At 68.8% G+C, this 20,132-nt stretch carries 19 protein-coding genes; 11 read left to right on the forward strand and 8 right to left on the reverse strand.

Annotation, left to right across the window (positions count from 1 at the left end; genetic code table 11):
* The first annotated feature begins 20 nt into the window (after positions 1–20).
* Together ACQ66R_RS19955 and ACQ66R_RS19960 are read left to right on the forward strand one after the other, a co-directional pair.
* Positions 21–1,709 (forward strand): class I adenylate-forming enzyme family protein, encoded by a 1,689-nt coding sequence (locus tag ACQ66R_RS19955; RefSeq protein ID WP_430424812.1) that lies wholly within the window; start codon positions 21–23, stop codon positions 1,707–1,709.
* Positions 1,710–1,812: 103 nt separating this feature from the next.
* A complete protein-coding gene (locus ACQ66R_RS19960) occupies positions 1,813–2,775 on the forward strand; it encodes a winged helix-turn-helix transcriptional regulator (RefSeq protein WP_430424814.1) in 963 nt (320 codons plus the stop codon).
* Between the two features lie 52 nt (positions 2,776–2,827).
* Here ACQ66R_RS19960 and ACQ66R_RS19965 read toward each other — a convergent pair whose 3' ends face one another.
* Positions 2,828–3,559, reverse strand: coding sequence for a PEPxxWA-CTERM sorting domain-containing protein (locus ACQ66R_RS19965; protein ID WP_430424816.1), 732 nt, complete (start codon positions 3,557–3,559; stop codon positions 2,828–2,830).
* A gap of 185 nt (positions 3,560–3,744) precedes the next feature.
* Here ACQ66R_RS19965 and ACQ66R_RS19970 point away from each other — a divergent pair, with 185 nt between their 5' ends.
* From ACQ66R_RS19970 to ACQ66R_RS19985, 4 genes are all read left to right on the forward strand, one after another.
* On the forward strand, positions 3,745–4,803 hold the full coding sequence (locus ACQ66R_RS19970; protein ID WP_430424818.1) for an NAD(P)H-dependent amine dehydrogenase family protein: 1,059 nt from the start codon (positions 3,745–3,747) through the stop codon (positions 4,801–4,803).
* Between the two features lie 72 nt (positions 4,804–4,875).
* Positions 4,876–5,772: an SDR family NAD(P)-dependent oxidoreductase gene (locus ACQ66R_RS19975; RefSeq protein WP_430424820.1), complete on the forward strand. Its 897-nt coding sequence runs from the start codon at positions 4,876–4,878 to the stop codon at positions 5,770–5,772.
* A gap of 13 nt (positions 5,773–5,785) precedes the next feature.
* A complete protein-coding gene (locus ACQ66R_RS19980; RefSeq protein ID WP_430424822.1) occupies positions 5,786–7,006 on the forward strand; it encodes an acetyl-CoA acetyltransferase in 1,221 nt (406 codons plus the stop codon).
* Between the two features lies 1 nt (position 7,007).
* Positions 7,008–8,795, forward strand: a complete 1,788-nt coding sequence (locus tag ACQ66R_RS19985; RefSeq protein WP_430424824.1) for an AMP-binding protein — start codon at positions 7,008–7,010, stop codon at positions 8,793–8,795.
* Positions 8,796–8,996: 201 nt separating this feature from the next.
* On the opposite strand, the gene ACQ66R_RS19990 is transcribed toward ACQ66R_RS19985, so the two are convergent.
* Positions 8,997–9,821 (reverse strand): SDR family NAD(P)-dependent oxidoreductase, encoded by an 825-nt coding sequence (locus ACQ66R_RS19990; protein ID WP_430424826.1) that lies wholly within the window; start codon positions 9,819–9,821, stop codon positions 8,997–8,999.
* Between the two features lie 101 nt (positions 9,822–9,922).
* Here ACQ66R_RS19990 and ACQ66R_RS19995 point away from each other — a divergent pair, with 101 nt between their 5' ends.
* The 3 genes from ACQ66R_RS19995 to ACQ66R_RS20005 are packed head-to-tail and all read left to right on the forward strand — an operon-like array spanning position 9,923 to position 12,681.
* Positions 9,923–10,732, forward strand: coding sequence for a DUF1295 domain-containing protein (locus ACQ66R_RS19995; protein WP_430424828.1), 810 nt, complete (start codon positions 9,923–9,925; stop codon positions 10,730–10,732).
* Positions 10,733–10,743: 11 nt separating this feature from the next.
* On the forward strand, positions 10,744–11,667 hold the full coding sequence (locus ACQ66R_RS20000; RefSeq protein WP_430424830.1) for an NAD(P)H-dependent flavin oxidoreductase: 924 nt from the start codon (positions 10,744–10,746) through the stop codon (positions 11,665–11,667).
* Positions 11,668–11,727: 60 nt separating this feature from the next.
* Positions 11,728–12,681, forward strand: a complete 954-nt coding sequence (locus ACQ66R_RS20005; protein WP_430424832.1) for a winged helix-turn-helix transcriptional regulator — start codon at positions 11,728–11,730, stop codon at positions 12,679–12,681.
* Here the strand turns inward: ACQ66R_RS20005 and ACQ66R_RS20010 are convergent.
* Genes ACQ66R_RS20010 through ACQ66R_RS20020 form a run of 3 tightly spaced genes read right to left on the reverse strand, consistent with a single transcriptional unit; the run spans position 12,678 to position 15,972 of the window.
* On the reverse strand, positions 12,678–13,214 hold the full coding sequence (locus tag ACQ66R_RS20010; RefSeq protein WP_430424834.1) for a nuclear transport factor 2 family protein: 537 nt from the start codon (positions 13,212–13,214) through the stop codon (positions 12,678–12,680). The genes ACQ66R_RS20005 and ACQ66R_RS20010 overlap by 4 nt on opposite strands.
* Complete coding sequence (locus ACQ66R_RS20015) at positions 13,211–13,642, reverse strand: nuclear transport factor 2 family protein (RefSeq protein ID WP_430424836.1); 432 nt, start codon at positions 13,640–13,642, stop codon at positions 13,211–13,213. Before ACQ66R_RS20015 ends, ACQ66R_RS20010 begins: the two co-directional genes overlap by 4 nt.
* A 59-nt stretch (positions 13,643–13,701) precedes the next feature.
* On the reverse strand, positions 13,702–15,972 hold the full coding sequence (locus ACQ66R_RS20020) for a TonB-dependent receptor (RefSeq protein WP_430424838.1): 2,271 nt from the start codon (positions 15,970–15,972) through the stop codon (positions 13,702–13,704).
* Positions 15,973–16,395: 423 nt separating this feature from the next.
* Here ACQ66R_RS20020 and ACQ66R_RS20025 point away from each other — a divergent pair, with 423 nt between their 5' ends.
* Together ACQ66R_RS20025 and ACQ66R_RS20030 are read left to right on the forward strand one after the other, a co-directional pair.
* Positions 16,396–16,812, forward strand: coding sequence for a nuclear transport factor 2 family protein (locus tag ACQ66R_RS20025; RefSeq protein WP_430424840.1), 417 nt, complete (start codon positions 16,396–16,398; stop codon positions 16,810–16,812).
* A 4-nt stretch (positions 16,813–16,816) separates the two neighbouring features.
* A complete protein-coding gene (locus tag ACQ66R_RS20030) occupies positions 16,817–17,365 on the forward strand; it encodes a nuclear transport factor 2 family protein (protein WP_430424842.1) in 549 nt (182 codons plus the stop codon).
* On the opposite strand, the gene ACQ66R_RS20035 is transcribed toward ACQ66R_RS20030, so the two are convergent.
* The 3 genes from ACQ66R_RS20035 to ACQ66R_RS20045 are packed head-to-tail and all read right to left on the reverse strand — an operon-like array spanning position 17,353 to position 20,024.
* Complete coding sequence (locus tag ACQ66R_RS20035; RefSeq protein ID WP_430424844.1) at positions 17,353–17,739, reverse strand: nuclear transport factor 2 family protein; 387 nt, start codon at positions 17,737–17,739, stop codon at positions 17,353–17,355. The two genes, ACQ66R_RS20030 and ACQ66R_RS20035, sit on opposite strands and share 13 nt — an antisense overlap.
* Positions 17,736–18,506 (reverse strand): SDR family oxidoreductase, encoded by a 771-nt coding sequence (locus ACQ66R_RS20040; protein WP_430424846.1) that lies wholly within the window; start codon positions 18,504–18,506, stop codon positions 17,736–17,738. The genes ACQ66R_RS20035 and ACQ66R_RS20040 overlap by 4 nt, the downstream gene beginning before the upstream one ends.
* 18 nt (positions 18,507–18,524) lie before the next feature.
* Positions 18,525–20,024: a carotenoid oxygenase family protein gene (locus ACQ66R_RS20045; RefSeq protein ID WP_430424848.1), complete on the reverse strand. Its 1,500-nt coding sequence runs from the start codon at positions 20,022–20,024 to the stop codon at positions 18,525–18,527.
* Between the last annotated feature and the right edge of the window lie 108 nt (positions 20,025–20,132).

Genomic DNA, 20,132 nt, shown 5'->3' on the forward strand with positions numbered 1-20,132 from the left:
TTGTCAGAGGGAACACCGCCGTGCGTCCGAGCCCGCCCGAGCGCGTCGCCGAGTATCGCCGCAAGGGGTGGTGGCGGGGGCAGACCGTCGATGCGCTGTTCCGTGAGGCCGTGGCCAAGCGCGGCCCTGAAGCGGCGTTGGCGGACGCGCCCAATCGCGAGGCCCTGGTCGGGTCGCCGCCGCAGCGGCTGACGTGGGCCGAGGTCGAGACGCGGGTCGACGCCCTGGCCCATGTGCTGGCCGGGTTGGGCGTCGGGCGGGGGGACGTGGTGGCGACGCAGCTGCCGAACGTGGTCGAAGGCGTGCTGGCGTTCCTGGCGTGCGCGCGGATGGGGGCGATCCTCAGTCCGATCGCGATGGCGTATCGCGGCCACGAGCTTCGCCAGATCCTGCCGGTGATCGCACCGAAGGCCTACGTGACGGTCGGCGAATTTCACGGCTGCGACCACGCCGCGATGCTGGCGGACCTGAGGCGCGAGGGGGTCACGTCGGCCGCGATCGTGTCGTTGGCGCGCGAGGCGCCCGAAGGCGTCAACCGCCTGGCGGACCTGGTGGACCGGGCGGCGAAGACGCCCTTCCCGACGCCGGCCGATCTCGACGCCGCCGAGGCGCTGACCATCTGCTGGACGTCCGGCACGGAAGCCATGCCCAAGGGCGTGCCGCGGCATCACGACCACTGGGTCGTCAATGGCGAGGCCCTGGTCGAGGCGGCCGGCCTGACGGCCGGCGACACGATCCTGAACCCGTTCCCACTGATCAACATCGCGGCCATCGGCGGCATGCTGATGCCCTGGCTCACGTGCCAGGGCCGGCTGATCCAGCACCATCCGTTCGATCTGCCGATCTTCCTGGGCCAGATGCAGGAAGAGGGCGTCGTCTATACCGTGGCGCCGCCCGCGGTGCTGAACATGCTGCTGCAGAACGAGGCGCTGCTCGCGAAGGCCGACCTGTCCAAACTGCGCTGCCTGGGTTCGGGCTCGGCGCCCCTGTCGCCCTGGATGGTGTCCGGCTGGCAGGAACGGCACGGCGTGACGGTGATGAACGTCTTCGGCTCGAACGAGGGCGCCTCGCTGTTCTCGACCGGCGAGGCGATCCCCGATCCCGATCATCGCGCCCGCTTCTTCCCGCGCTTCGGGGCGCAGGGCGTGGACTGGCCGGCCGCATTCCCCGGCAAGATCCGGACCCGCCTGGTCGACCTGGCGACCGGCCGCGAGATCACCGAGCCGGGCGTCGAGGGCGAGCTGCGCATCTCGGGCGCCATGACCTTCGACGGCTACTACCGCGCGCCCGAGTTGACGAAGGCGGCCTTCGACGATGAGGGCTTCTTCCGCACCGGCGACCTCTTCGAGATCGCGCCCGAGGACGGCGGGCGGTTCTATCGCTTCGTCGGGCGCTGCAAGGAGATCATCATCCGCGGCGGTCAGAACATCTCGCCGGCCGAGCTGGACGTGCTGATCGAAGGTCATCCCAAGGTGCGGGAAGGGGCCTGCGCGGCCTATCCCGACGAGCGTCTGGGCGAGCGAGTGTGCGCCTTCGTGGCGCTGAAGCCGGGTGAGAGCCTGACCCTCGACGAGCTGAACGCCCACCTCAAGGCGCACGACATCGCGACCTACAAGCTGCCCGAGCGGTTGCAGGTCGTGGCGGCGTTGCCCCGCAACGCGTTGAACAAGGTGCTGCGCCGTGAACTTGGGCAGTTGCTGCCCGCGTGATCGCCTGTCGCGTGCGATCGCTTGCGCGCTCTGGGTGGCTTGCATACTGCTACTTCGACCGCGGCGTTTCGCGACCAAGGCCTTGGAAGAGCACGCCTAAACCATGACGACGCCCAAGTTCATCCGCACCTGTTCCATCTGGCGGGCGCTGGAAGTCGTGGGCGACACGTCGGTCCTGCTGATCCTGGAAGCCAGTTGGATCGGGGCGCGGCGCTTCGACGAATTCCGGGCGCGGACGGGCCTCGTACAGACCCGTCTCAGCGACAAGCTCAAGAAGCTGGTCGCCGCGGGCGTGCTGGAGAAGAAGCTCTACAGCGAGGCGCCGCCGCGGTTCGAGTATCACATGACCGCCAAAGGCCGGGACCTCTACTGGCCCGCGCTGATGATGCTGCGCTGGGAGCGCCGGTGGAGCGCGCCCGAGGGCAAGCTGCGGCTGACCCTGCGCCACAAGACGTGCGGACACGCCTTTGAACCGGCGCCCACCTGCCTGAAGTGCGGCGACGAGATCAGCGCGCGGGATGTGGATTGGGCCGAGGGGCCGGGCGTGGGCTGGATGGCGGCCCGCTACAGCCGCCGCCGCCAGCAGCGGCAGGCGGCCTCCAACGCCCAGGGCCTGATGGTGGACGTGGCCCAGATCACCGGCGACCGCTGGGCCAGCCTGGCGCTGCGTTCGATCTTCACCGGCCTGCGCCGCTTCGACGAGATCCAGCGCGATACGGCCATGGCCACCAACATCCTGTCGGAGCGGCTGTCTTGGCTGACGGCCCAGGGGGTGATCCGCACCCATGACCTGGGCGCGCGCCGCTTCGAGTACCGGCTGACCGAGAAGGGGATCGACTACTATCCGGTCCTGCTGATGCTGCTGCGCTGGGGCGACAAGTACTACGTCTCGCCCGAAGGCCCGCCGCTGCTGCTGCGCCACAAGGCCGACGGCCACGATCTGGAGCCGGCCGTCACCTGCTCGTGCTGCGGCCAGCCGGTCGAGGCGCACGCCGTCGACTTCGAGGTGATCGAGGCTGAGGGCGCCCGACCCCCGCGCGAACCCTTGGAGATGAGCCGCGCCTGACGCGGCGCGGCGCCGCCGACCCACGCTCGGCCGGCGGCGCACAGGTTCAGCTTCAGCCGACCGTCGCGTTGAACACGGTCCGGCGGCGCGAGCGGAGCGCTGACCCGGCGGCCCCGAAGCCCAGGATCATCATGGCCCAGGTGGCCGGTTCCGGCACAGCGCCCGTGCCCCGGACGAGGGTCGCATCCAGTGTCAGCTCGGTGACCACGAAGTTGCCATTGAACGCGCGACCCGGCCCATTGGTCGGATACCCATTGGCGCTCTCGTGGACGTTGAGGAAGATGCCGGTGATCGCCGCCGCGCTGTTGATGGTTCCGTTGATCGTGTAGGCGTCGGTCGTCCCACCGCCCGAGGCGAAGACATGACCGCCCGAGAAGGTGAACGTCGACCCGGTCAGTGAGCTGCCGCCGGTATAGCTCACCAGCGTCTGCATGCTGGCCAGGGTCGGGGCGGCGTCCGTCGTGTATCCGAAGCTGAATTCGCCCAGAGTATGGGCCGAGTTGCAGCAGACGAAGAACTGGTTCGCCACAAACGTCAGATCGTAAGACCCCGCCGCCAGCGGCGTGGCAAGCACCAGCAGCGCCGATTGGCTCTCGGTGCCGCCTGGGCTGTCGGCGATGGCCCAGCCGTAAGAGTCGCTGCCGTCGAACATCGCCGTCGGACTGAAGCCCGGCTGCGAATAGGTTGCGTAACCTTGGGAGAAGGCTACCGGCGCGGCCGTCGCCGAATGGGCCAGCAGCGTTGCCGCCGCCGCGCCCGCGAGAGTCGTCCAAAGTGCTTTCATGTGTCTGCCCCAATCGGATGTGTGGCCACAGCCTGCAGGGGGCGGCCCTCAGCGCGCATCTGCCATTTGAATTATCCCCGAAAGGGGAAGCCGCTCGCGCGCCAGGAGATCGGGTCCGGCCGGCAATGTTACTTTCATAACGATACCCATTTGGATAAGCTGTGTCCCACCGACGGGGGAGGTGCATGGCGTATCGAGTGATCCAGTGGGCGACGGGGGCGATGGGCAAGTCGTGCCTGCGCGCGGTGCTTGACCATCCTGACACCGCGTTGGTGGGCCTCTACGTCTATGGCGAGAAGGCCGGCCGCGACGCGGGCGAGATCGCCCGCCGCGAGCCTACCGGGGTGATCGCCACCCGCGACATCGACGAGATCCTGGCGCTGGACGCCGACGTCGTCATCCACTGCGCGCGCCTGGCGCCGCCCTACGGCTCGCACGACGCCGAGATCCTGCGGCTTCTTGCGTCGGGCAAGAACGTCATCAGCATCAACGGCTACAGCCACGCGTCGCACTGGACCGGCGAACGCCGCGAGGCGCTGGAGGCCGCCTGCCGGGCAGGCGGGACCAGCCTGATGGCGGCCGGCCTCAACCCGGGCTTCGCCGCCGAGCAGATCGCCGTCGTCGCCACCGGCGTCTGCCAGGTGCTGGATCATGTGGAGGTGGTCGAGAGCGTCGACTGCCGGGCCGTGCGCAATCCGGACTACGTCTTCCGCATTCTGGGGTTCGGCTCGGACCCGGCGGCCGTCGATCCCAACGACCCCGCGTGGGGACCCGCGAGTTCCCTGAACGGGATGTACGAGGAGGTGCTGGCGGCCATGGCCGAGCACCTCGGGGTGACGCTGGAGCGGGTCGAGACCGATCACCGCGTGTTCGCCGCCACCGAGGACCTGGGCATTGCGGCCGGCGTCATTGCGGAAGGCCGCATCGGTCACGTGAACTGGCGCTGGAACGGCATCGTGGAGGGCCAACCGAAGCTCACCATGTCGATCCACTGGTGGATGGAGGAGGCGCATCTCGACGAGCCCGATCCGCCCCTGTGGCGAATCCGGATCAAGGGCCACCCGGGCGTGCGCATCAGTGTCGACCTGGAAAAGCGGGAGGGCGACACGACGGCCACCTCGGCCGAACAGATCGGCGTGGCGGGCGCGGTCCTGAACGCCATCCCTCACGTCGTGGCGGCGGCCCCGGGGTTGATCACCCGCCCACTGGCGACGCCGTTCCGGACCCGTCTCGCGGACGCGTGATCGCAAGCCTCGGCGCAAGTGACTTGCATAACGATACGTTGTGTGGATGATCGATCGCAGGAGGAGCGTGCGATGGCGGCTGTAGAGACCGACCTGTCGGGCCGCGTCGTGATCGTCACGGGCGCCGGCAAGGGGCTGGGCCGCGCCTATGCGCTCGATCTCGCCGCGCGGGGCGCCAGCGTGGTGGTCAACAACCGCTGGGCCGACCGCAGCCAGCCCTCCAGCGCCGAAGCCGTCGTGGCCGACATCGTGGCCAGGGGCGGCTGCGCCGTGGCCAATCTGGACCCCGCCGAGGCGCCCGAGACGGGGGCCAGGCTGGTCGAGCAGGCGCTCGACACCTTCGGTCGGCTGGACGGCGTCGTGTCGAACGCGGGGGTGCCCGAGACGCTGCGCCTGCATCGCCAGACCCGCGAAGGCTTCCGGCGCATCTTCGACATCAACTTCTTCGGCGCGTTCGACCTCGTCCATGCCGCCTGGCCCGTGCTGTCGAAGACCGGCGGCCGGATCGTCGTCAGCGCGTCGTCGGCCGGTCTGCACGGCGGCGACGGCATGGCGGCCTATGCCTCGTCCAAGGCGGCCCTGATCGGCCTGGTCCGTGGACTGGCCACCGAGGGGCGGCCTCGCAACGTGCTCATCAACGCCATCGCGCCCTACGCCGTGACGGCTATGACGGCGCAGCATCTGGCGCCCGGCCTGGCGGAACGGATGGATCCGGCCGACGTGGCGCCGCTGGTCTCCTGGCTGGTCAGCGAAGACTGCGACATCACGGGCCAGACGCTGGTCTCGGGCGGCGGCCGGCTGCGGATCGCCACCGCGGTCGAAGGCGCTCCGGTCAGCCTCCAGGGGGCCATCGGCTCTGCGGTGCACGCGGCTCTTCGCGCCGAGCCGCGCGAGGCCTATCCTGACTCCCACGCGGCCTTCGCGGCCTTCATGGACGGCCGCCCTGCGCTCGCCGCCACTCCGGCATAATCACGAGGACACCATGACCTACATTCTTGGCGGCTGGCAGTCGGACTTCTCCCAGAACTGGGCCCGCAAGCAGATGGACTTCGCGGACGCCTTTGCTGAGGTGGTGGGCGAGGGGCTGGCCGCCGTCGACCTCGAACCCAAGGACATCGACACGGGCCACGTGGGGAACTTCGTGGGCGACCTGTTCGCGGGGCAGGGGTTGCTGGGCGGCTTCTTCGGCCTGGTGCACCCCGAGTTCGACGGCATGCCGACGTCGCGCCACGAGGCGGCCTGCGCCTCGGGCAGCGTCGCGATCCTGGCGGCCACCGCCGAGATCGAGGCGGGCCGCTACGACACCGCCTGCGTCGTGGGCCTCGAGATGATGCGCAACGTCTCGGGCCAGAAGGCGGCCGAGAACCTGGGCGCCGCGGCCTGGACCGGCCACGAGTTGCAGGACGCGACCTACCTCTGGCCGCGGGCCTTCTCGGACCTGGGCGAGGAGTACGACCGCCGCTGGGGCCTGAAGTACGAACACCTCATGCGAATCGCGGAGATCAACTTCGCCAACGCGCGGAAAAACCCCAACGCCCAGACGCGCCAGTGGGCGTTCAACGAGCGCAGCTTTACGGCCGATGACGAGGCCAATCCGGTCGTCGAGGGCATGATCCGCAAGAACGACTGCGGCCAGGTGACCGACGGCTCGGCCGTGATCTTCCTGGCCTCGCCCAAGGCCGCGAAGGAATACGCTGACAAGCGCGGCATCCCGCTGGAGAGCCTGCCGCGCATCAAAGGCTGGGGCCACACTTCGGCGCCCATCAGCTACGATCGGAAGGTCCGCGCCAGCGAGGGCCAGCCCTACGTCTTCCCGCGGGTGAAGCAGGCCATCGACGCCGCCCGCAGCCGCGCCGGCGTGAGCGACATCGCCGAGCTGGACGCCGTCGAGACCCACGACTGCTTCACCACCACCGAATACATGGCCATCGAGCACCTGGGCCTGACCGCGCCGGGCGAGGCCTGGAAGGCGGTGGAGGACGGGTCGATCGAGATCGGCGGGCGGCTGCCGATCAACCCGTCGGGCGGCCTGATCGGCCTGGGCCACCCGGTGGGGGCCACCGGCGTGCGCATGACCCTCGACGCCTACAAGCAGGTGACCGGCAAGGCGGGCGACTATCAGGTCGAAGGCGCCAAGACCGTCCAGACCCTCAACATCGGCGGCTCGACCACCACGACGGTCAGCCTGGTCGTGGGCGTCTGACATGGCCGACAGCGCCGCAGCTGGGGTGAAGGCGCCGTTCCGCGAGGCCCACCTGATGCCGGTGGACCTGGAGGTGGAACGGCGTGCGGACGGCGCGATCACCATCGCCTCGCGCATCCCGCTGCGGCCCTACGATCCGAACATTCCCGCGGCCTTCGCGCGGCGCGCTGCGGTCTCGGCCGACAAACCCGCCCTGGCCCAGCGGGGCGCCGACGGCGAATGGGCGTTCCTGTCCTACGGCCAGCTCAAGCGCGACATGGACGCGGCGACCCAGTGGCTGCTGGACAACGCCTCGGACGGCGCCGTCCTGATCCTGGCGGGCAACACGCCGGCGTTCGCCGTGATGAGTTTCGCCGCGCAGGCGGCGGGCCGCGCGGCCTGTCCGGTGAGCGTGACCTACGCGGCCCTGGGCGGCGACTACGGGCGGCTGGCGCACGTGGTGTCGAAGGTGAAGCCCGGCGTGGTGTTCGCCGAAGACACGGGGATGGCGAAGGGCGCGCTGGAGGCGCTGGACCTCGGCGGCGCGACCATCATCACCGGCGATCCGGGCCGGCTGTCGAAGCCCTCGGTCGCCTATGCCGACGTGCTGAAGACCGCGCCGACCGAGGCCGTGGCGGCGTCGATCGCGCGCCTGCAGCCCCAGGACCGCGCGGCCCTGATGCTCACCTCGGGCTCCACCGGCCTGCCCAAGGTGGTGCCGATCACCTTCGACAACCTGATGGCCAATTCCACCCAGTGCCAGCAGACCATCGGCGAGGCGGCCGGTTGGCATGACGTCATGCTGGACTGGCTGCCCTGGCACCATGCGGCGGGCGCCTTCGTCCTGCGGACCACGCTGCTGGAAGGCGGCACGCTGTACATCGATGACGGCAAGCCGGCGCCGGGGTTGTTCGAGACCTCGATCCGGAACCTGCGCGAGATTTCCGTCAGCTATTTCAACAACGTGCCGCTGGGCTACGCCATGCTCACCGACGCCCTGGAGCAGGACGCCGAACTGCGCGCGACCTTCTTCCGGAAGATGCGGCTGATGCTGTACGGCGGCGCGGGGCTGCCGCAGACCGTGCTGGATCGGCTGCAGGCCGCCGCCGTCGCCGAGACCGGCCACCGCATCATGATGACCAGCGGCTACGGCATGACCGAGACCGTCTCGGCCTTCATGGTCATCCACTTCGAGACCGACCGGGTGGGCATCGGCCTGCCGGCGCCGGGCACGACGGTGAAGCTGGTCCCGGTGGGCGATCGCTACGAACTGCGCGCCCGCGGTCCGAACGTCACCGCGGGCTATCTGGACGAGCCGGAGAAGACCGCCGCGGCTTTCGACGACGAGGGCTTCTACCGCACCGGCGACCTGGTGACCTTCCACGACCCCGCCGACCCCACCCAGGGCCTGGTGTTCTCCGGCCGCGCGGCCGAGGAGTTCAAGCTGTCGAGCGGCGCGTGGGTCTATGGCGGCGGGCTGCGGGACGGGCTGATCAAGGCGCTGTCGCCGCTGGTGAGCGACCTGGTGCTCTGCGACGACGGGCGGCCCTATCTGGGTGTGATGCTGTGGGCCCGGCCGGACGCCGAACTGGCCGAGATCGGCCGGCGCATCGCGGCGTTCAATTCTGAGCAGCATGGCAGCGCGGCGCGGATCAAGCGCGCCCTGCTGCTCAAGGACCCGCCCAGCGCCAACGCCCACGAGATCTCCGACAAGGGCACCATCAACCGCCGCGCCGTCATCGACCGGCGGGCCGGGGAGGTGGAGCGCCTGTTCGCGGAAACGCCGGACGAAGGGGTGATTTCCCTCTGACTCAACGCCTTCCTTTCCCACGAAGTGGGAGAGGGGGACCATCGGCCGAAGAGCCGATGGTGGAGAGGGCGGGCCGCAGCATCTGTGGTCCGACCGGGTATTCTTGGCTCTGTGGATGAGGCTCGCTCCCTCCACCGCCCGCTCTTCGCCTGCGGCTCGGCGTGCGGTCCCCCTCTCCCACTGCGTGGGAAAGGAAGGGGCTCAGCGCTGGGTGTGCGGTTTCCACTCGGCGCCGGCCTGCGCGTAGTCGGCGCTGAACCAGCGGGGGTAGCCGTGCAGGGTCTGGCCGCCGTCGGCGAGGATCTCGGCGCCGGTGACATAGCCCGCGTCGTCGCCGCAGAGGAACACCGCCAGCCGGGCGATGTCCTCGGGCTTGCCCAGCCGGCCCACCGGGGTGTTCGCGATCGCGTCGGCGCGGACGGCGGGGTCGTCGATCAGCGACTGGGTCATCGCCGTCTCGATCACGCCGGGCAGCACCAGGTTCACCCGGATGCGCCAGACCCCGAGCTCGGACGCCAGGGACTTGGCCAGCATCCGCACCCCGGCCTTGGACGAGGCGTAGGCGCCCAGCAGGTCGCAGATGTGGGTCGCCGCGGTCGACGCGGTGAACAGGATCGCCCCGCCGCGGCCCGCATCACGCATGGCCCGCGCCGCCCCCTGGGCCATCAGGAAGCCGCCGTTCAGGTTGACGTCCACGTGCTTGCGCCACTGGTCGAAGGGAATGTCGATCAGCGGGCCGTAGCGGCCGTAGCCCGCATTCAGGAAGGCGGCGTCGAGGCGGCCGAACCGATCCTTGATGGCCGCGAACAGCCCCTCGACCGCGGCGGGATCCGACTGGTCGCAGGCGTGCGCCAGGACCTGGCCGCCGGCTTCGCGCAGGGCGGCGGCGACCGCCTCCAGCGCGTCGGCCCGGCGGTCGGTGACCACCACGTCCGCGCCGTCGCGGGCGAAGGCGGCCGCCGCGGCCGCCCCGATGTCGCCCGCCGCGCCGGTCACGAGCACCACCTTGCCGCTGTAGCCGCCCATGCCATCATCCCCAGGGTTTTTCGCGTTGTGGCGCGACCTTAACTTGCATAGAAAGACTGTCAAACGGCCCGCAGAAGCCGGGGCAAACGGGGAGAGATTGTGTGCCTGATTTCGTGGTGATCCTGGCGGTGAACGCCGTCGTGATCCTGGGCCTCTTCGTTCTGGCCTGGGCCATCTGCGTCGCCCAGCGGGATGTGACGCCGGTGGACAGCCTCTGGGGCCTGGGCATGGGCGTCGTGGCGATCTCGACCTTCCTGCAGACCGGCGGCGGCACGTCGCGCCGGATGATCCTGACCGGCATCTGCGTCGCCTGGGCGGTGCGCCTGGGCGGCTACATGCTGTGGCGCTGGCGCGATCACGGGCCGGACGGCCGCTACACGCGGATGATGGACAAGGCGAAGGCCGAGCGCGGCTGGGGCTATGGCTACGCCTCGTTCCGGCTGGTGTTCATGCTGCAGATGCCGCTGCTGTGGCTGGTCTGCCTGCCGGTTCAGTTGGGCCAGGTGTCGGCCGAGCCCGCCGAGCTTGGCGCGCTGGGGATCGCCGGCGTCGGGCTGGCGCTGTTCGGCCTGGCCTTCGAGAGCCTGGCCGACTGGCAGCTGGTCCGCTTCAAGAAGAACCCGGCGAACGCCGGCCAGGTCCTGGACAAGGGCCTCTGGCGCTACACGCGCCATCCCAACTACTTCGGCGACGCCTGCGTCTGGTGGGGCCTGTGGCTGGTGGCGTCGGAAACCCAGCTGGGGCTCTTCGCCGTGGTCGGCCCGATCTACCTTGTCTACACCCTGACCCGCTGGAGCGGGATGCCCACGGTCGAGGGCCGTATGAAGCGGCGCAAGCCCGACTACGAGGACTACGTTCGCCGCACCTCGCCCTTCGTCCCGTGGCCGCCGAAGCCGCCTGAAGCCGCGTAACCGGAGCCTCCATGTCGCTTCCTGCCCACATCGCCGAGCGGCTGCGGCTGCCGGCCATCGCCGCCCCCATGTTCCTGGTCAGCGGCGTCGACATGGTGCTGGCGGCCTGCAAGGCCGGCATCATCGGCTCGTTCCCGGGCAACAACGCCCGCTCGCTGGACGAGCTCGACCAGTGGCTGGCGACCATCAACGCCACCCTGCCGGCCGACGCCCCGCCGTGGGCGATGAACATCATGGTCCACCGCTCGTACGCCCGCTGGGAGGAAGAGCTGGAACTGGTTCTGAAGCACCGGCCGCCGATCGTCATCACTGCCCTGGGCAGTCCCGCCACGGTGGTCGACGCGATCCACGGCTATGGCGGGCTGGTCTTCGCCGACGTCAATTCGCTGACCTTCGCCCACAAGGCCGCCGCGACGGGCGTCGACGGCCTGATCCTGGTGGCCTCGGGCGCGGGCGGCCACACCGGGCCGATCTCGGGGTTTGCGTTCGCGCCGGCGGTCCGCGAGTGGTTCGAGGGCACGCTGGTTCTGGGCGGCGGCATCGGCTCGGGACGGGCGGTCCGCGCCGCTCAGGTGCTGGGCGCCGACCTGGCCTATCTCGGCACCCGCCTCATCGCCTGCGAGGAGAGCCTGGCCGTGCCGGGCTACAAGCAGATGCTGGTCGAGGCTACGGCCGAGGATATCGTCACCTCCGCGGCGCTCACCGGGATGCCGGCCAACTGGCTGAAGGCCAGCCTGTTGGCCGCCGGCTACGACACCGAGGGCCTCAAGGCGAAGGCCGAGATCAACCTGGGTCGCCCGGAAGACGCCGCCAAGCGCTGGCGCGACGTCTGGTCGGCCGGTCACGGCGCAGGCGAGGTGAAGGCTATCGAGCCGCTCAGCGCCATCGTGGACGAGATGGTGGCCGACTACGAGCGCGCGGGCCGTACGACCTGAGCGCGCCTTGACAAGGCGGCGGCCAGCTTCGAAGGGTCGAGGGGCGTAGTCCGAGGCGACATGGCCGAACCCCCACCTTCCGAAGCGCCGCCTCAGACCCAGCTCGTCCAGGCCAACTCCGCCACCCGCGCCCTCAACATCCTGGGCGATCGCTGGACGCTGATGATCCTCTATCTCGCGTTCCAGCGCGTGCGCCGCTTCGACGAGTTCCAGGGCAGCATCGGCCTGGCGCGCAGCCTGCTGATCGACCGGTTGCGCCGGCTGCAGAAGGCCGGGGTGTTCGAAAAGGTCCGCTACCAGGAACGGCCGATCCGCGAAGAGTATCACCTCACGGAGATGGGGCTCGATCTCTACAGCCTGGCGCTGATGATCGTGCGTTGGGAGAAGCGGTGGTTCTACGATCCGGCCAACCCGGCCCACCGCCTCACCCACACCTGCGGCAAGGCGTTCACGCCCGAGTTCCGGTGCCGCTGCTGTGGCGAGCTGGTCAGTCCTCGCGATGTCTATGTGGAGGAGGGGCCGGGCGCGGGCCTCGACCCGTCCCCGCCGCCGCGCGTGCAGCGCCGCTCGATCGTGCCCTCGGGCAGCCTGAACCAGGGCAACCCGATGCTGGACCGCGCCTTCCAGGTGCTGGGCGACCGCTGGACCAGCCACGTGATCGCCTCGGCCTTCCTGGGGCGCCGGCGGTTCAACGACTTTCAGAACGCCCTGGGCGTGGCGCCCAACATCCTGGCCGACCGGTTGTCACGGCTGGTGGACCTGGGCGTCCTGCGCAAGGAGCTTTACCAGCAGCGGCCGGATCGCTGGGAGTATCGGCTGACCGACGAGGGGCGCGATCTCTACCCCCTCATCGCCGAGCTGAACCGCTGGGGCGACCGCTGGCTGGCGGGCGGCAAGGGCCCGCCGCTGATCACCTATCACCGTCCCTGCGGCCACGAGCTGGTGTCGAAGGTGACCTGCGACCAGTGCCACGAAGAGGTGACGGCCTTCAACGTGACGCCGCCCCAGCGCTAACGCGACTTCGCCAAAGGCCGGTCCAGCATTTCCCGGACCTCGGCGGTCATGGGCGCGCCGGCCTTCATCTCGGCGCTGATGCGGCCGTCGAAGTATTCGCGCCATTCGCTGACCAGCCGGCCGCGGAACTGCAGGCTGCCGGCGTAGGGAATGGCGACATGCTGGCCGGTGACGAGGTCGAACTCGTCGACGCCCTCCATGAACAGCCGGTCGGCGGACTCGGCGTAGTCGAAGATCCGCCACTTGTTGCTGCCCGGCGCGATGGCGGTCTTCATCCTGGTGAGCGCCTCGCGCATGGCCGCCTTGCCCTTGATCGCGGGCGCGTAGCCGGACGAGTTGCGCCAGACGATGTCGTCGGTGACGCAGGCGAGCACGCCTTCGACGTCCTGCCTCTTCCAGGCGGCGATGATCGCCTCCAGCACGGGATAGAGGCGCGGCATGGCGGTCTCCTTGGCGAGGGCCGGCGGGGCGAGGGCGGGACTGGCGGCCAGCGCGCCCGCGGCGGCCACGAGGGTTCGGCGGTTCACGGTCATGGGGCGACCGGTCGGTCGAGCAGGTCGAGGACCTGGCGGCTGAGGGGCTGGCCGGCCTTCTGTTCGGCGGCGACGCTGAGGTCGACGTAGTCGCGCCAGCCGACGATCAGGTCGCCCTGGAAGTCGAGGACGCCGGCATAGGGCGTGGCGACGCGATGGCCGTCCGGCGTGAGGTAGTCGTCGACGCCTTCCACGAAGAGACGGTCGCCCACCTCGGCGTGGGCGAAGATCCGCCACTCGATGCGGTGCATGTCGGCCTGGAAGCGGGTCAGCAGCTTGCGGGCGGCGGCCTTGCCGCGCACGGGCGGCATGACGGCCACAGCATAGTGCCAGACGATGTCGTCGGACATGAAGGTCAGCACCTTCTCGATGTCCTTGGCCTGCCAGGCCTGGATCAGCTGGCGGAGGATATCGATGCGGTGGCCCATGGACACTCTAGTGGAAGGAGGACGCCGGGCGGCGGGGGCCGCCCGGCTGGGAGAGGGGTCTAGAAGGACGCCGAGAGTTCGATCCCGTAGGTCCGGGGATTGCCGAACGATGACATCTCTTCCTGGAAGAAGGGAATGATGTTGGTCCGGTACTCGGTGTCGCCGATGTTCTTGGCATAGACCGAGACGCTCCACGGGCGGTTGGGCAGCGTCAGCGTCACGCGGCCGTCGAGGATGCCGTAGGCGTCTTCCCAAGTGGTGTTCTCGGGCGCCCAGGGCATGCGGCCCTGGTAGCGGTAGTTCAGGCGGGCCGACAGCGCGTCCTCCCACGAGCCGACGTCGGTGGTGACCTCGGCGCCGATCACGCCCTGCCACCGCGGCGTCCGCTGCATGCGGTTGCCCGAATTGTTGACGCCCGCGAAGATGAAGGTGTCGTACTCGGCGTGCACGTAGCTGCCGCTGCCCCAGACGCGCAGCCAGGGCGTGGGCGCGATCTGGACGTCGGTCTCAACGCCCTTGATGGTCGCGCCGGGCGCGTTGCTGATGACGTTGCAGAGGCACGACGCCAAGGTCTGCTGAACCTGCAGGTCCTTGTACTTCATGTAGAAGACCGCGGTGTTCCAGCGCAGGCGGCGGTCGAACAGCTCGGTCTTGTAGCCGGCTTCGTAGTTGGTGACGCTTTCGGGGTCGTAGGGCGTCGCCGCGGCGAAGGCGTTGGACGCGTTGTTCTGGAAGCCGCCGCCCTTGAAGCCCTTCGACAGCGTGAAGTACGCCATGTTGGCGTCATCTGGCGTCCAGCGCAGGGTGGCCTGCGGGGTCAGTTCGTCCCAGGACTCGCCGTAGGCCGTCGCGAAGTTGGTGGTCAGCGGCGTCAGCGGCGCGGTGTCGTTCGGGTTCAACCGGTCGCCGGTGGCGACGATGATGCCCCGCTGGAAGCCGTATTTCTTGTCCTTGGTGTATCGGGCGCCGACGTCCAGCTTGAGCGTGTCGGTGATCTTGAAGCCCACCTGGGCGAAGGCGGCGAGGTCGCGGTTGTGGCCGTGATCGTCCCAGTGGCTCTCGCCCGACAGCGTCGGCAGGACCGTCGATTCACCCCAGAAGCGGTTGTACTGGTGGACGTTGGTCTTCTGGTAGTAGGCGCCCACCAGCCAGTCGAAACGGCTGTCGGCGTTGGTCGAGGCCAGCCGCACTTCCTGCGAAACCTGGTTCATGCCCTCGATGAAGTTGACCGGCTCGGCGAACAGCAGGGGCGCGGCCACGTTGAAGCCGTTGGCCGGGCCCAGGCCCGTCTGGTCGTACAGCGTGAACGAGTGGTTGTGGCGATAGCCGGTGATGCTGGAGAAGCGGACGTTCTCGGCCACATCCTTCTCGACCTTGGCGATGATGCTGTAGGTCTCGTGATCGGCGCGCTGCGGCGTGGGCGCCGTATCACCCCGGAACAGCGGCCAGATCGGCAGGCTCTCGTCCTGCTTGAGGCCGCCCGGACGCCGCGCGGCGATCAGCGTGCGCGTGCCCGACCACGGGGTGAAGCTGGCCGGGAGGGTGGGGCTCTTCAGGCCGACGCGGTGGATGCCGTCGTTGCTGTCCTTGGCGTAGTCGACGATCAGGTGCGCGCTGAGGTCTGATCCCTCGGGCCGGTACAGAAGCTGCACGCGGGCCTGCGTGGAGTCGAGGTTCTCCAGCCGCGTGTTGTGCAGGATGTCCTTGTAGAAGCCGTCGTGGTTGATCGTCTGGAACGAGATCCGGCCGGCGAGGCCGTCGGTGATCTTGCCAGTGACGTGGCCTTGCGTCTGGCGCAGGTCATAGCTGCCGAGCGTCAGGGTGACTTTCCCACCGGCGTCGAAGCTGGGCGCCGCGCTGATGATGTTGACTGCGCCGCCGGCGACGTTCTTGCCCAGCAGCACGCCTTGCGGCCCGCGCACCACCTCGATGCGGGCGATGTCGTAGAACGCCGAGTTCAGGTTGCCCGCGCGGCTGACGAACACGTCGTCCATGAAGGTCGAGACCGACTGGTCGGCGGTCGGCGAGCTGAGGCGGGTGTTCACGACGCCGCGGATGTTGATCTCGAACGACTGCGGCGAGTTCGCGGTGAACGAGATGCCGGTCATGGTGTTGGCCAGATCCTGCAGGGTCAGCACGCGGTCCTTGGCCAGCGTGGCGCCCGAGATGGCCGTGATCGCCAGCGGCGCGGTCTGGACGTTCTCCTCGCGCTTCTGGGCGGTGACGATCAGCTCCTCGAGCTGGTTGTCCGCGTCAGCGGCGATGGCGGGCGCGCCCAGGCCCAGACCCGCCAGCAGGGCGATCGCCGATACGGTGTGCTGAAGTCTCATTTTCATCTCCCCCGGGCCCCGCCGCGGTGACGGCGCGGTCCCCTGTGTTGTCCGCGACGAGGCGGTTGCGAACGGGGGGCGTGACTGGGACTTCCTGTCCGATCCGCGGACAAGGGTCGCGCGGTCGGCTTGCATAACGCCATCAATATACCGCAGCAAAAGAGCTGCCGTTGGCGCGCTATGTCTTGCAGTTATCCCTGGTCACAACCTCCCGATACTTATTGTTTTTGTTACCCGTAGGCTCGAAAGCGATAGGCCGTCAGTTTGCGTCTCGTCAAGCAAGTCACATAACCGCCGGATCGTGACGGGGCTTGCCGTCCCGCGTTCCGATGGTTCAGTGACGCTTGCAGAAAACGACTTGCCAGATGTTCGTACTGTTATGCAAGTTAATTGCTGCATCTGGATCGAGGGAGGGCGCAGGCCATGGCGGTGACGCTGAGCGACGAACAGAAGATCGCCAAGGGCCGCGAGATGGCCGAGGCCTGGCGCGCGCTGGACTGGCGCAAGGTGGCCGATATGTTCGCGCCCGACGGCGTGCTGCACTCGATGATGGTGGAGCCCATTGTGGGCCGCGAGGCGGTCTACAAGCGGGTGTCCGGACTGGGCGACGGCCTGGAGTCGATCGTCCTCAACATCCGCCACATGGGCGTGATCGACGGGGTGCTCTACATGGAGCGGACCGACGAGTTCACCATCCGGGGCAAGTTCGGGTCGGCGCCGGTGGTCGGCGTCCTCGAGTTCGAGGGCGACCTGATCTCGGTGTGGCGGGAGTACTACGACCGGGCGCACCTCCTGAAGGCCATGGGACTGGTCGAGGACTTCGACGCGAAGACCCGTTGAGACCATGAGCGAACCCCAGGTCTCCCAGGCCGAGCTCCGCGCCCTGCTGGACAAGCAGGCCATCACCGAAGTGATCCTGCGCTACAGCCGCGCCGTCGACCGCGGGGACGAGGCGCTGCTGCGGGGCTGCTACCACGACGACGCGGTGGAGGATCACGGCGGATCCTTTCTGGGCCCCGCCAGCGACTATATCGCCGCCATTCTGCCGACCCTGCACAGCGACCGGCTGATGACCCACACGGTGACCAACATCCTGGTAGACCTCGAGGGGCCGATCACGGCGACGTCGGAGGCCTACTACCTCTCCTTCGCCCGCTATCCCGCCGCCGAGCCGCCGTTCGAAACCCTCACGCTCGCCCGCGCCGTGGACCGGATGGAGAAGCGTGAGGGGGTCTGGCGGATCGCTCGCCGCACCCTGCGCTGGGAGTGGAACCGCGAGCAGCCGATCGCCGAGACCTGGGCCCGCGGCGGGATCGGCGACCCTGCTATCCTGCTGCACGGCGGCAAGAAGCCGAACGATCCGCTCTACGAGGCCCCGCCTCAGCGCCCGTGAGCGCGCAACTGGGCCGACTTGGCGCTGTCGATGTACTCGTCGAGGCGGGTGATCAGGCCGTTCTCCATCCTGACCACGACGCAGGCGTCCATGGCCCATTTGGTCCCGTCCGGCAGGGTGGCTTCCAGGATGTGCTGCTGCATGAACCCGTCCGGCAGCGCCTCGAGCCGCAGGACCCGATAGTTCCGGTCGGGCAGGGCGCGGATGAACCAGTCCAGCACCTTCATGTTCTGGTCGACGGTCTGCTCGATCCCGTCGTTGTTGTGCCAGAGCTTGGCGTCGGGGTGGTAGCAGGCGCGCACCGTGGCGGTGTCGCCGCTCTGGATGGCGCCGACGAATTTCCTGGCGAAGTCGATGTAGTCCTGGCTGGTCATGCGGGTCCCTGGCGTCCGGTGGTGACGCGCTCGCCCAGCAGGGAGCGGCGCATGGCGATCTCGAGGGCCTTCGGGTCGCGGGCCAGATTGGCGCGGACGTCGATGGCCATGAAGTCGGTGTCGACCTCGTCGGCGCCCTTGCGGATCGCTTTGAGCCCCGCCTCGGCGATCGTGGCCGGGGTCTCCTTGAAGCCCTCGACGTGGCTCGCCATCCGAGTGTCGACCGATCCCACGATCAGCGCGGTGACCGAGGTGCCCTGTGGCGCCAGCTCGGCGCGGACGCAGGTGGTCATGGCGCGGCCCGCGAACTTCGACGGGCTGTAGCCGCCCATGCCGGGGACGGCGACGATGCCGCCGGCCGACAGCACATTGGCGATGGCGCTTTCCTTGTGGCGGCCCAGGATCGGGGCGAAGGCGCGGCACATGGCCAGCGGGCCGAAGTAGTTGGTCTCCATCTCCGAGCGCGCCGCGGAGAGGTCGGGAGCGCCCATCAGGGTCTGCATGGCGAACTGGCCGGCGTTGTTCACCAGGATCGAGACGTCCTGGCAGCGGGCGGCCGCACCCTCGATCTGCTCGGGACGGCTGATGTCCAGCTCGACGGCCACGACCTTGCCCTGGCCTTCGTCGACCAGGTGCTGGGCGTTCTTCGGGTCGCGGGCGCCAACATAGACCTTGGCTGCGCCGGCGGCGAGGAAGGCGCGCACGAAGGCCTCGCCGATGCCGCGGTTGCCGCCCGTGACCAGGGCGACGCTGTCCTTGATATCCATGGTGCTTAGATCTTCCGGTCAGGCGGCGGGCGCGGCGTTCAGGCTGGCGATGCGGCCCTCACGGATGAACTCGCGGTCGGCCCACACGCTGTGGGTGCCGCTGGAAATCTTGTGCGGCAGGGCGATGCGGACCACCGGCCCGGCCTCGAAGTTCTTGCAGTCCACCAGGATGCATTCCGACGTGCCGGTGTTCTCGTCGATGATGAAGCTGACCAGATAGCCGTCGTCTTCGTCCTTGGCGCCGATGCGCGGCACGAAGGGGCTCTCGCTGGCGTAGCGGCCCTCGGGCAGGTTCAGCTCCCAGCTCTCGCCGGTCTTGAGGTCGTGCTTCACATAGCCGTTGAACAGGAACCAGCCGGGCTTGGTGCGGGTGGAATAGGCGTAGCGGTAGGGCTTTCCCGCATAGCGGTTGTTGAACATCCCGAACTCCAGGATGCGCTCGTCCATGTGGTGTTCGGTGGTCTTGCCGGTCTTCAGGTTGAAGCGCCAGCGGTGCAGCTTGGGGATGAAGCTGTGCTCGTCGACGAAGGCCATCATGTGCTGGTAGCCGTCGGGCGCGTCCGCCAGGGGCCGGGGGGTCGGCTTCTCCTGGAAGTAGCCGTCCATGACGATCTCATCGCCCTCCTCGTAGGCGTTGAGGAAGTGCAGGATGTAGGTCGGGTCGGCCTCGAACCACCTGATGTCCTGGGTGTCGCCATAGCGCGGGATCACCGCGAACCGGGAGGGCAGGCCCCGGTGCTCGCGCACGGCGTGGATGTTGCGCTTGAGCAGTTCCTCGTCCCAGAACACCGGCAGGTCGTTGAGGATCGAGTAGTTGGTCGTGAAGACCATGTCGTGCGGCAGGCGCGGGCCGGGCAGGGGCACGGGCACATAGTGGACCAGCTTTCCCGTCCGATCGACCACGCCGTAGTGCATGTAGGGCGCGTGCTTGGAGTAGTTGAAGAACAGGAGCTCGCCGGTGGCTTCGTCGATCTTGGTGTGGGCCGAGACGCCGTCGAGCGGGCCCCAGCTGGCGACGCCGCCCTGCTCCAGGGATTCGGGGTCCAGCCAATAGGCCTCGCCGCACTGGTAGAAGGTCGAGACGATCTTGCCGCCATGCACCACCACGTCGGTGGAGGAGGCGTCCTTCAGGCCGCCATGGGCGCCGAAACCCGGCCGCAGGGACACGTTGGGTCCGTCCATCAGCCCGCCCCAGAGCGCCTGGCCGGCCTCCTGTTCGGCCTCGAAGCCCCGCGTGCGGACGAAGCGGTTGCGGTAGTCGGCGCGGCCGTCCTTGAAGCTGATCATGTGCAGCATCCCATCCCCGTCGAAGGGGTGGTAGCGGCCGAGAGGCTGCTGGACGGGGTTCTCGGTGTTGCGCACGTAGATCCCGTCGATGTCGGTGGGAATCTTGCCTTCGATGACGGTGAGGTCGGTGGCGTCGACCTCCTCGTGCAGCGGCGTCCAGGCCCCGTTCAGGTAGGGGTGGTTGCTGGGCCGCAGGGAGGTCTTCACCGGCGGCAGCCGCTCCATCTTCATCAGAGCTCTCCGAGCGTCATGGCGGCCGGGTGGGCGCGCCCTTGAACTCAGACTAGCATCATGGTCTTGTTGTGCAAGTGACTAGTCGACGCCGATGCGGCGCCGGCA

The sequence above is a fragment of the Phenylobacterium sp. genome (genome assembly GCF_965284355.1).
Taxonomy (GTDB): Bacteria; Pseudomonadota; Alphaproteobacteria; order Caulobacterales; family Caulobacteraceae; genus Phenylobacterium.

Bases quoted from the DNA above. Each gene is read 5' to 3' on its own strand.
- ACQ66R_RS20010 (WP_430424834.1), bottom strand. From the start codon at position 13,214: ATGACCGTGAACCGCCGAACCCTCGTGGCCGCCGCGGGCGCGCTGGCC.
- ACQ66R_RS20030 (WP_430424842.1), top strand. From the start codon at position 16,817: ATGAGCGAACCCCAGGTCTCCCAGGCCGAGCTCCGCGCCCTGCTGGAC.
- ACQ66R_RS19975 (WP_430424820.1), top strand. From the start codon at position 4,876: ATGGCGGCTGTAGAGACCGACCTGTCGGGCCGCGTCGTGATCGTCACG.
- ACQ66R_RS20020 (WP_430424838.1), bottom strand. From the start codon at position 15,972: ATGAGACTTCAGCACACCGTATCGGCGATCGCCCTGCTGGCGGGTCTG.
- ACQ66R_RS20035 (WP_430424844.1), bottom strand. From the start codon at position 17,739: ATGACCAGCCAGGACTACATCGACTTCGCCAGGAAATTCGTCGGCGCC.
- ACQ66R_RS19985 (WP_430424824.1), top strand. From the start codon at position 7,008: ATGGCCGACAGCGCCGCAGCTGGGGTGAAGGCGCCGTTCCGCGAGGCC.
- ACQ66R_RS19965 (WP_430424816.1), bottom strand. From the start codon at position 3,559: ATGAAAGCACTTTGGACGACTCTCGCGGGCGCGGCGGCGGCAACGCTG.
- ACQ66R_RS19980 (WP_430424822.1), top strand. From the start codon at position 5,786: ATGACCTACATTCTTGGCGGCTGGCAGTCGGACTTCTCCCAGAACTGG.
- ACQ66R_RS20000 (WP_430424830.1), top strand. From the start codon at position 10,744: ATGTCGCTTCCTGCCCACATCGCCGAGCGGCTGCGGCTGCCGGCCATC.
- ACQ66R_RS19970 (WP_430424818.1), top strand. From the start codon at position 3,745: ATGGCGTATCGAGTGATCCAGTGGGCGACGGGGGCGATGGGCAAGTCG.
- ACQ66R_RS19960 (WP_430424814.1), top strand. From the start codon at position 1,813: ATGACGACGCCCAAGTTCATCCGCACCTGTTCCATCTGGCGGGCGCTG.
- ACQ66R_RS20045 (WP_430424848.1), bottom strand. From the start codon at position 20,024: ATGAAGATGGAGCGGCTGCCGCCGGTGAAGACCTCCCTGCGGCCCAGC.
- ACQ66R_RS20015 (WP_430424836.1), bottom strand. From the start codon at position 13,642: ATGGGCCACCGCATCGATATCCTCCGCCAGCTGATCCAGGCCTGGCAG.
- ACQ66R_RS20025 (WP_430424840.1), top strand. From the start codon at position 16,396: ATGGCGGTGACGCTGAGCGACGAACAGAAGATCGCCAAGGGCCGCGAG.
- ACQ66R_RS20040 (WP_430424846.1), bottom strand. From the start codon at position 18,506: ATGGATATCAAGGACAGCGTCGCCCTGGTCACGGGCGGCAACCGCGGC.
- ACQ66R_RS20005 (WP_430424832.1), top strand. From the start codon at position 11,728: ATGGCCGAACCCCCACCTTCCGAAGCGCCGCCTCAGACCCAGCTCGTC.
- ACQ66R_RS19990 (WP_430424826.1), bottom strand. From the start codon at position 9,821: ATGGGCGGCTACAGCGGCAAGGTGGTGCTCGTGACCGGCGCGGCGGGC.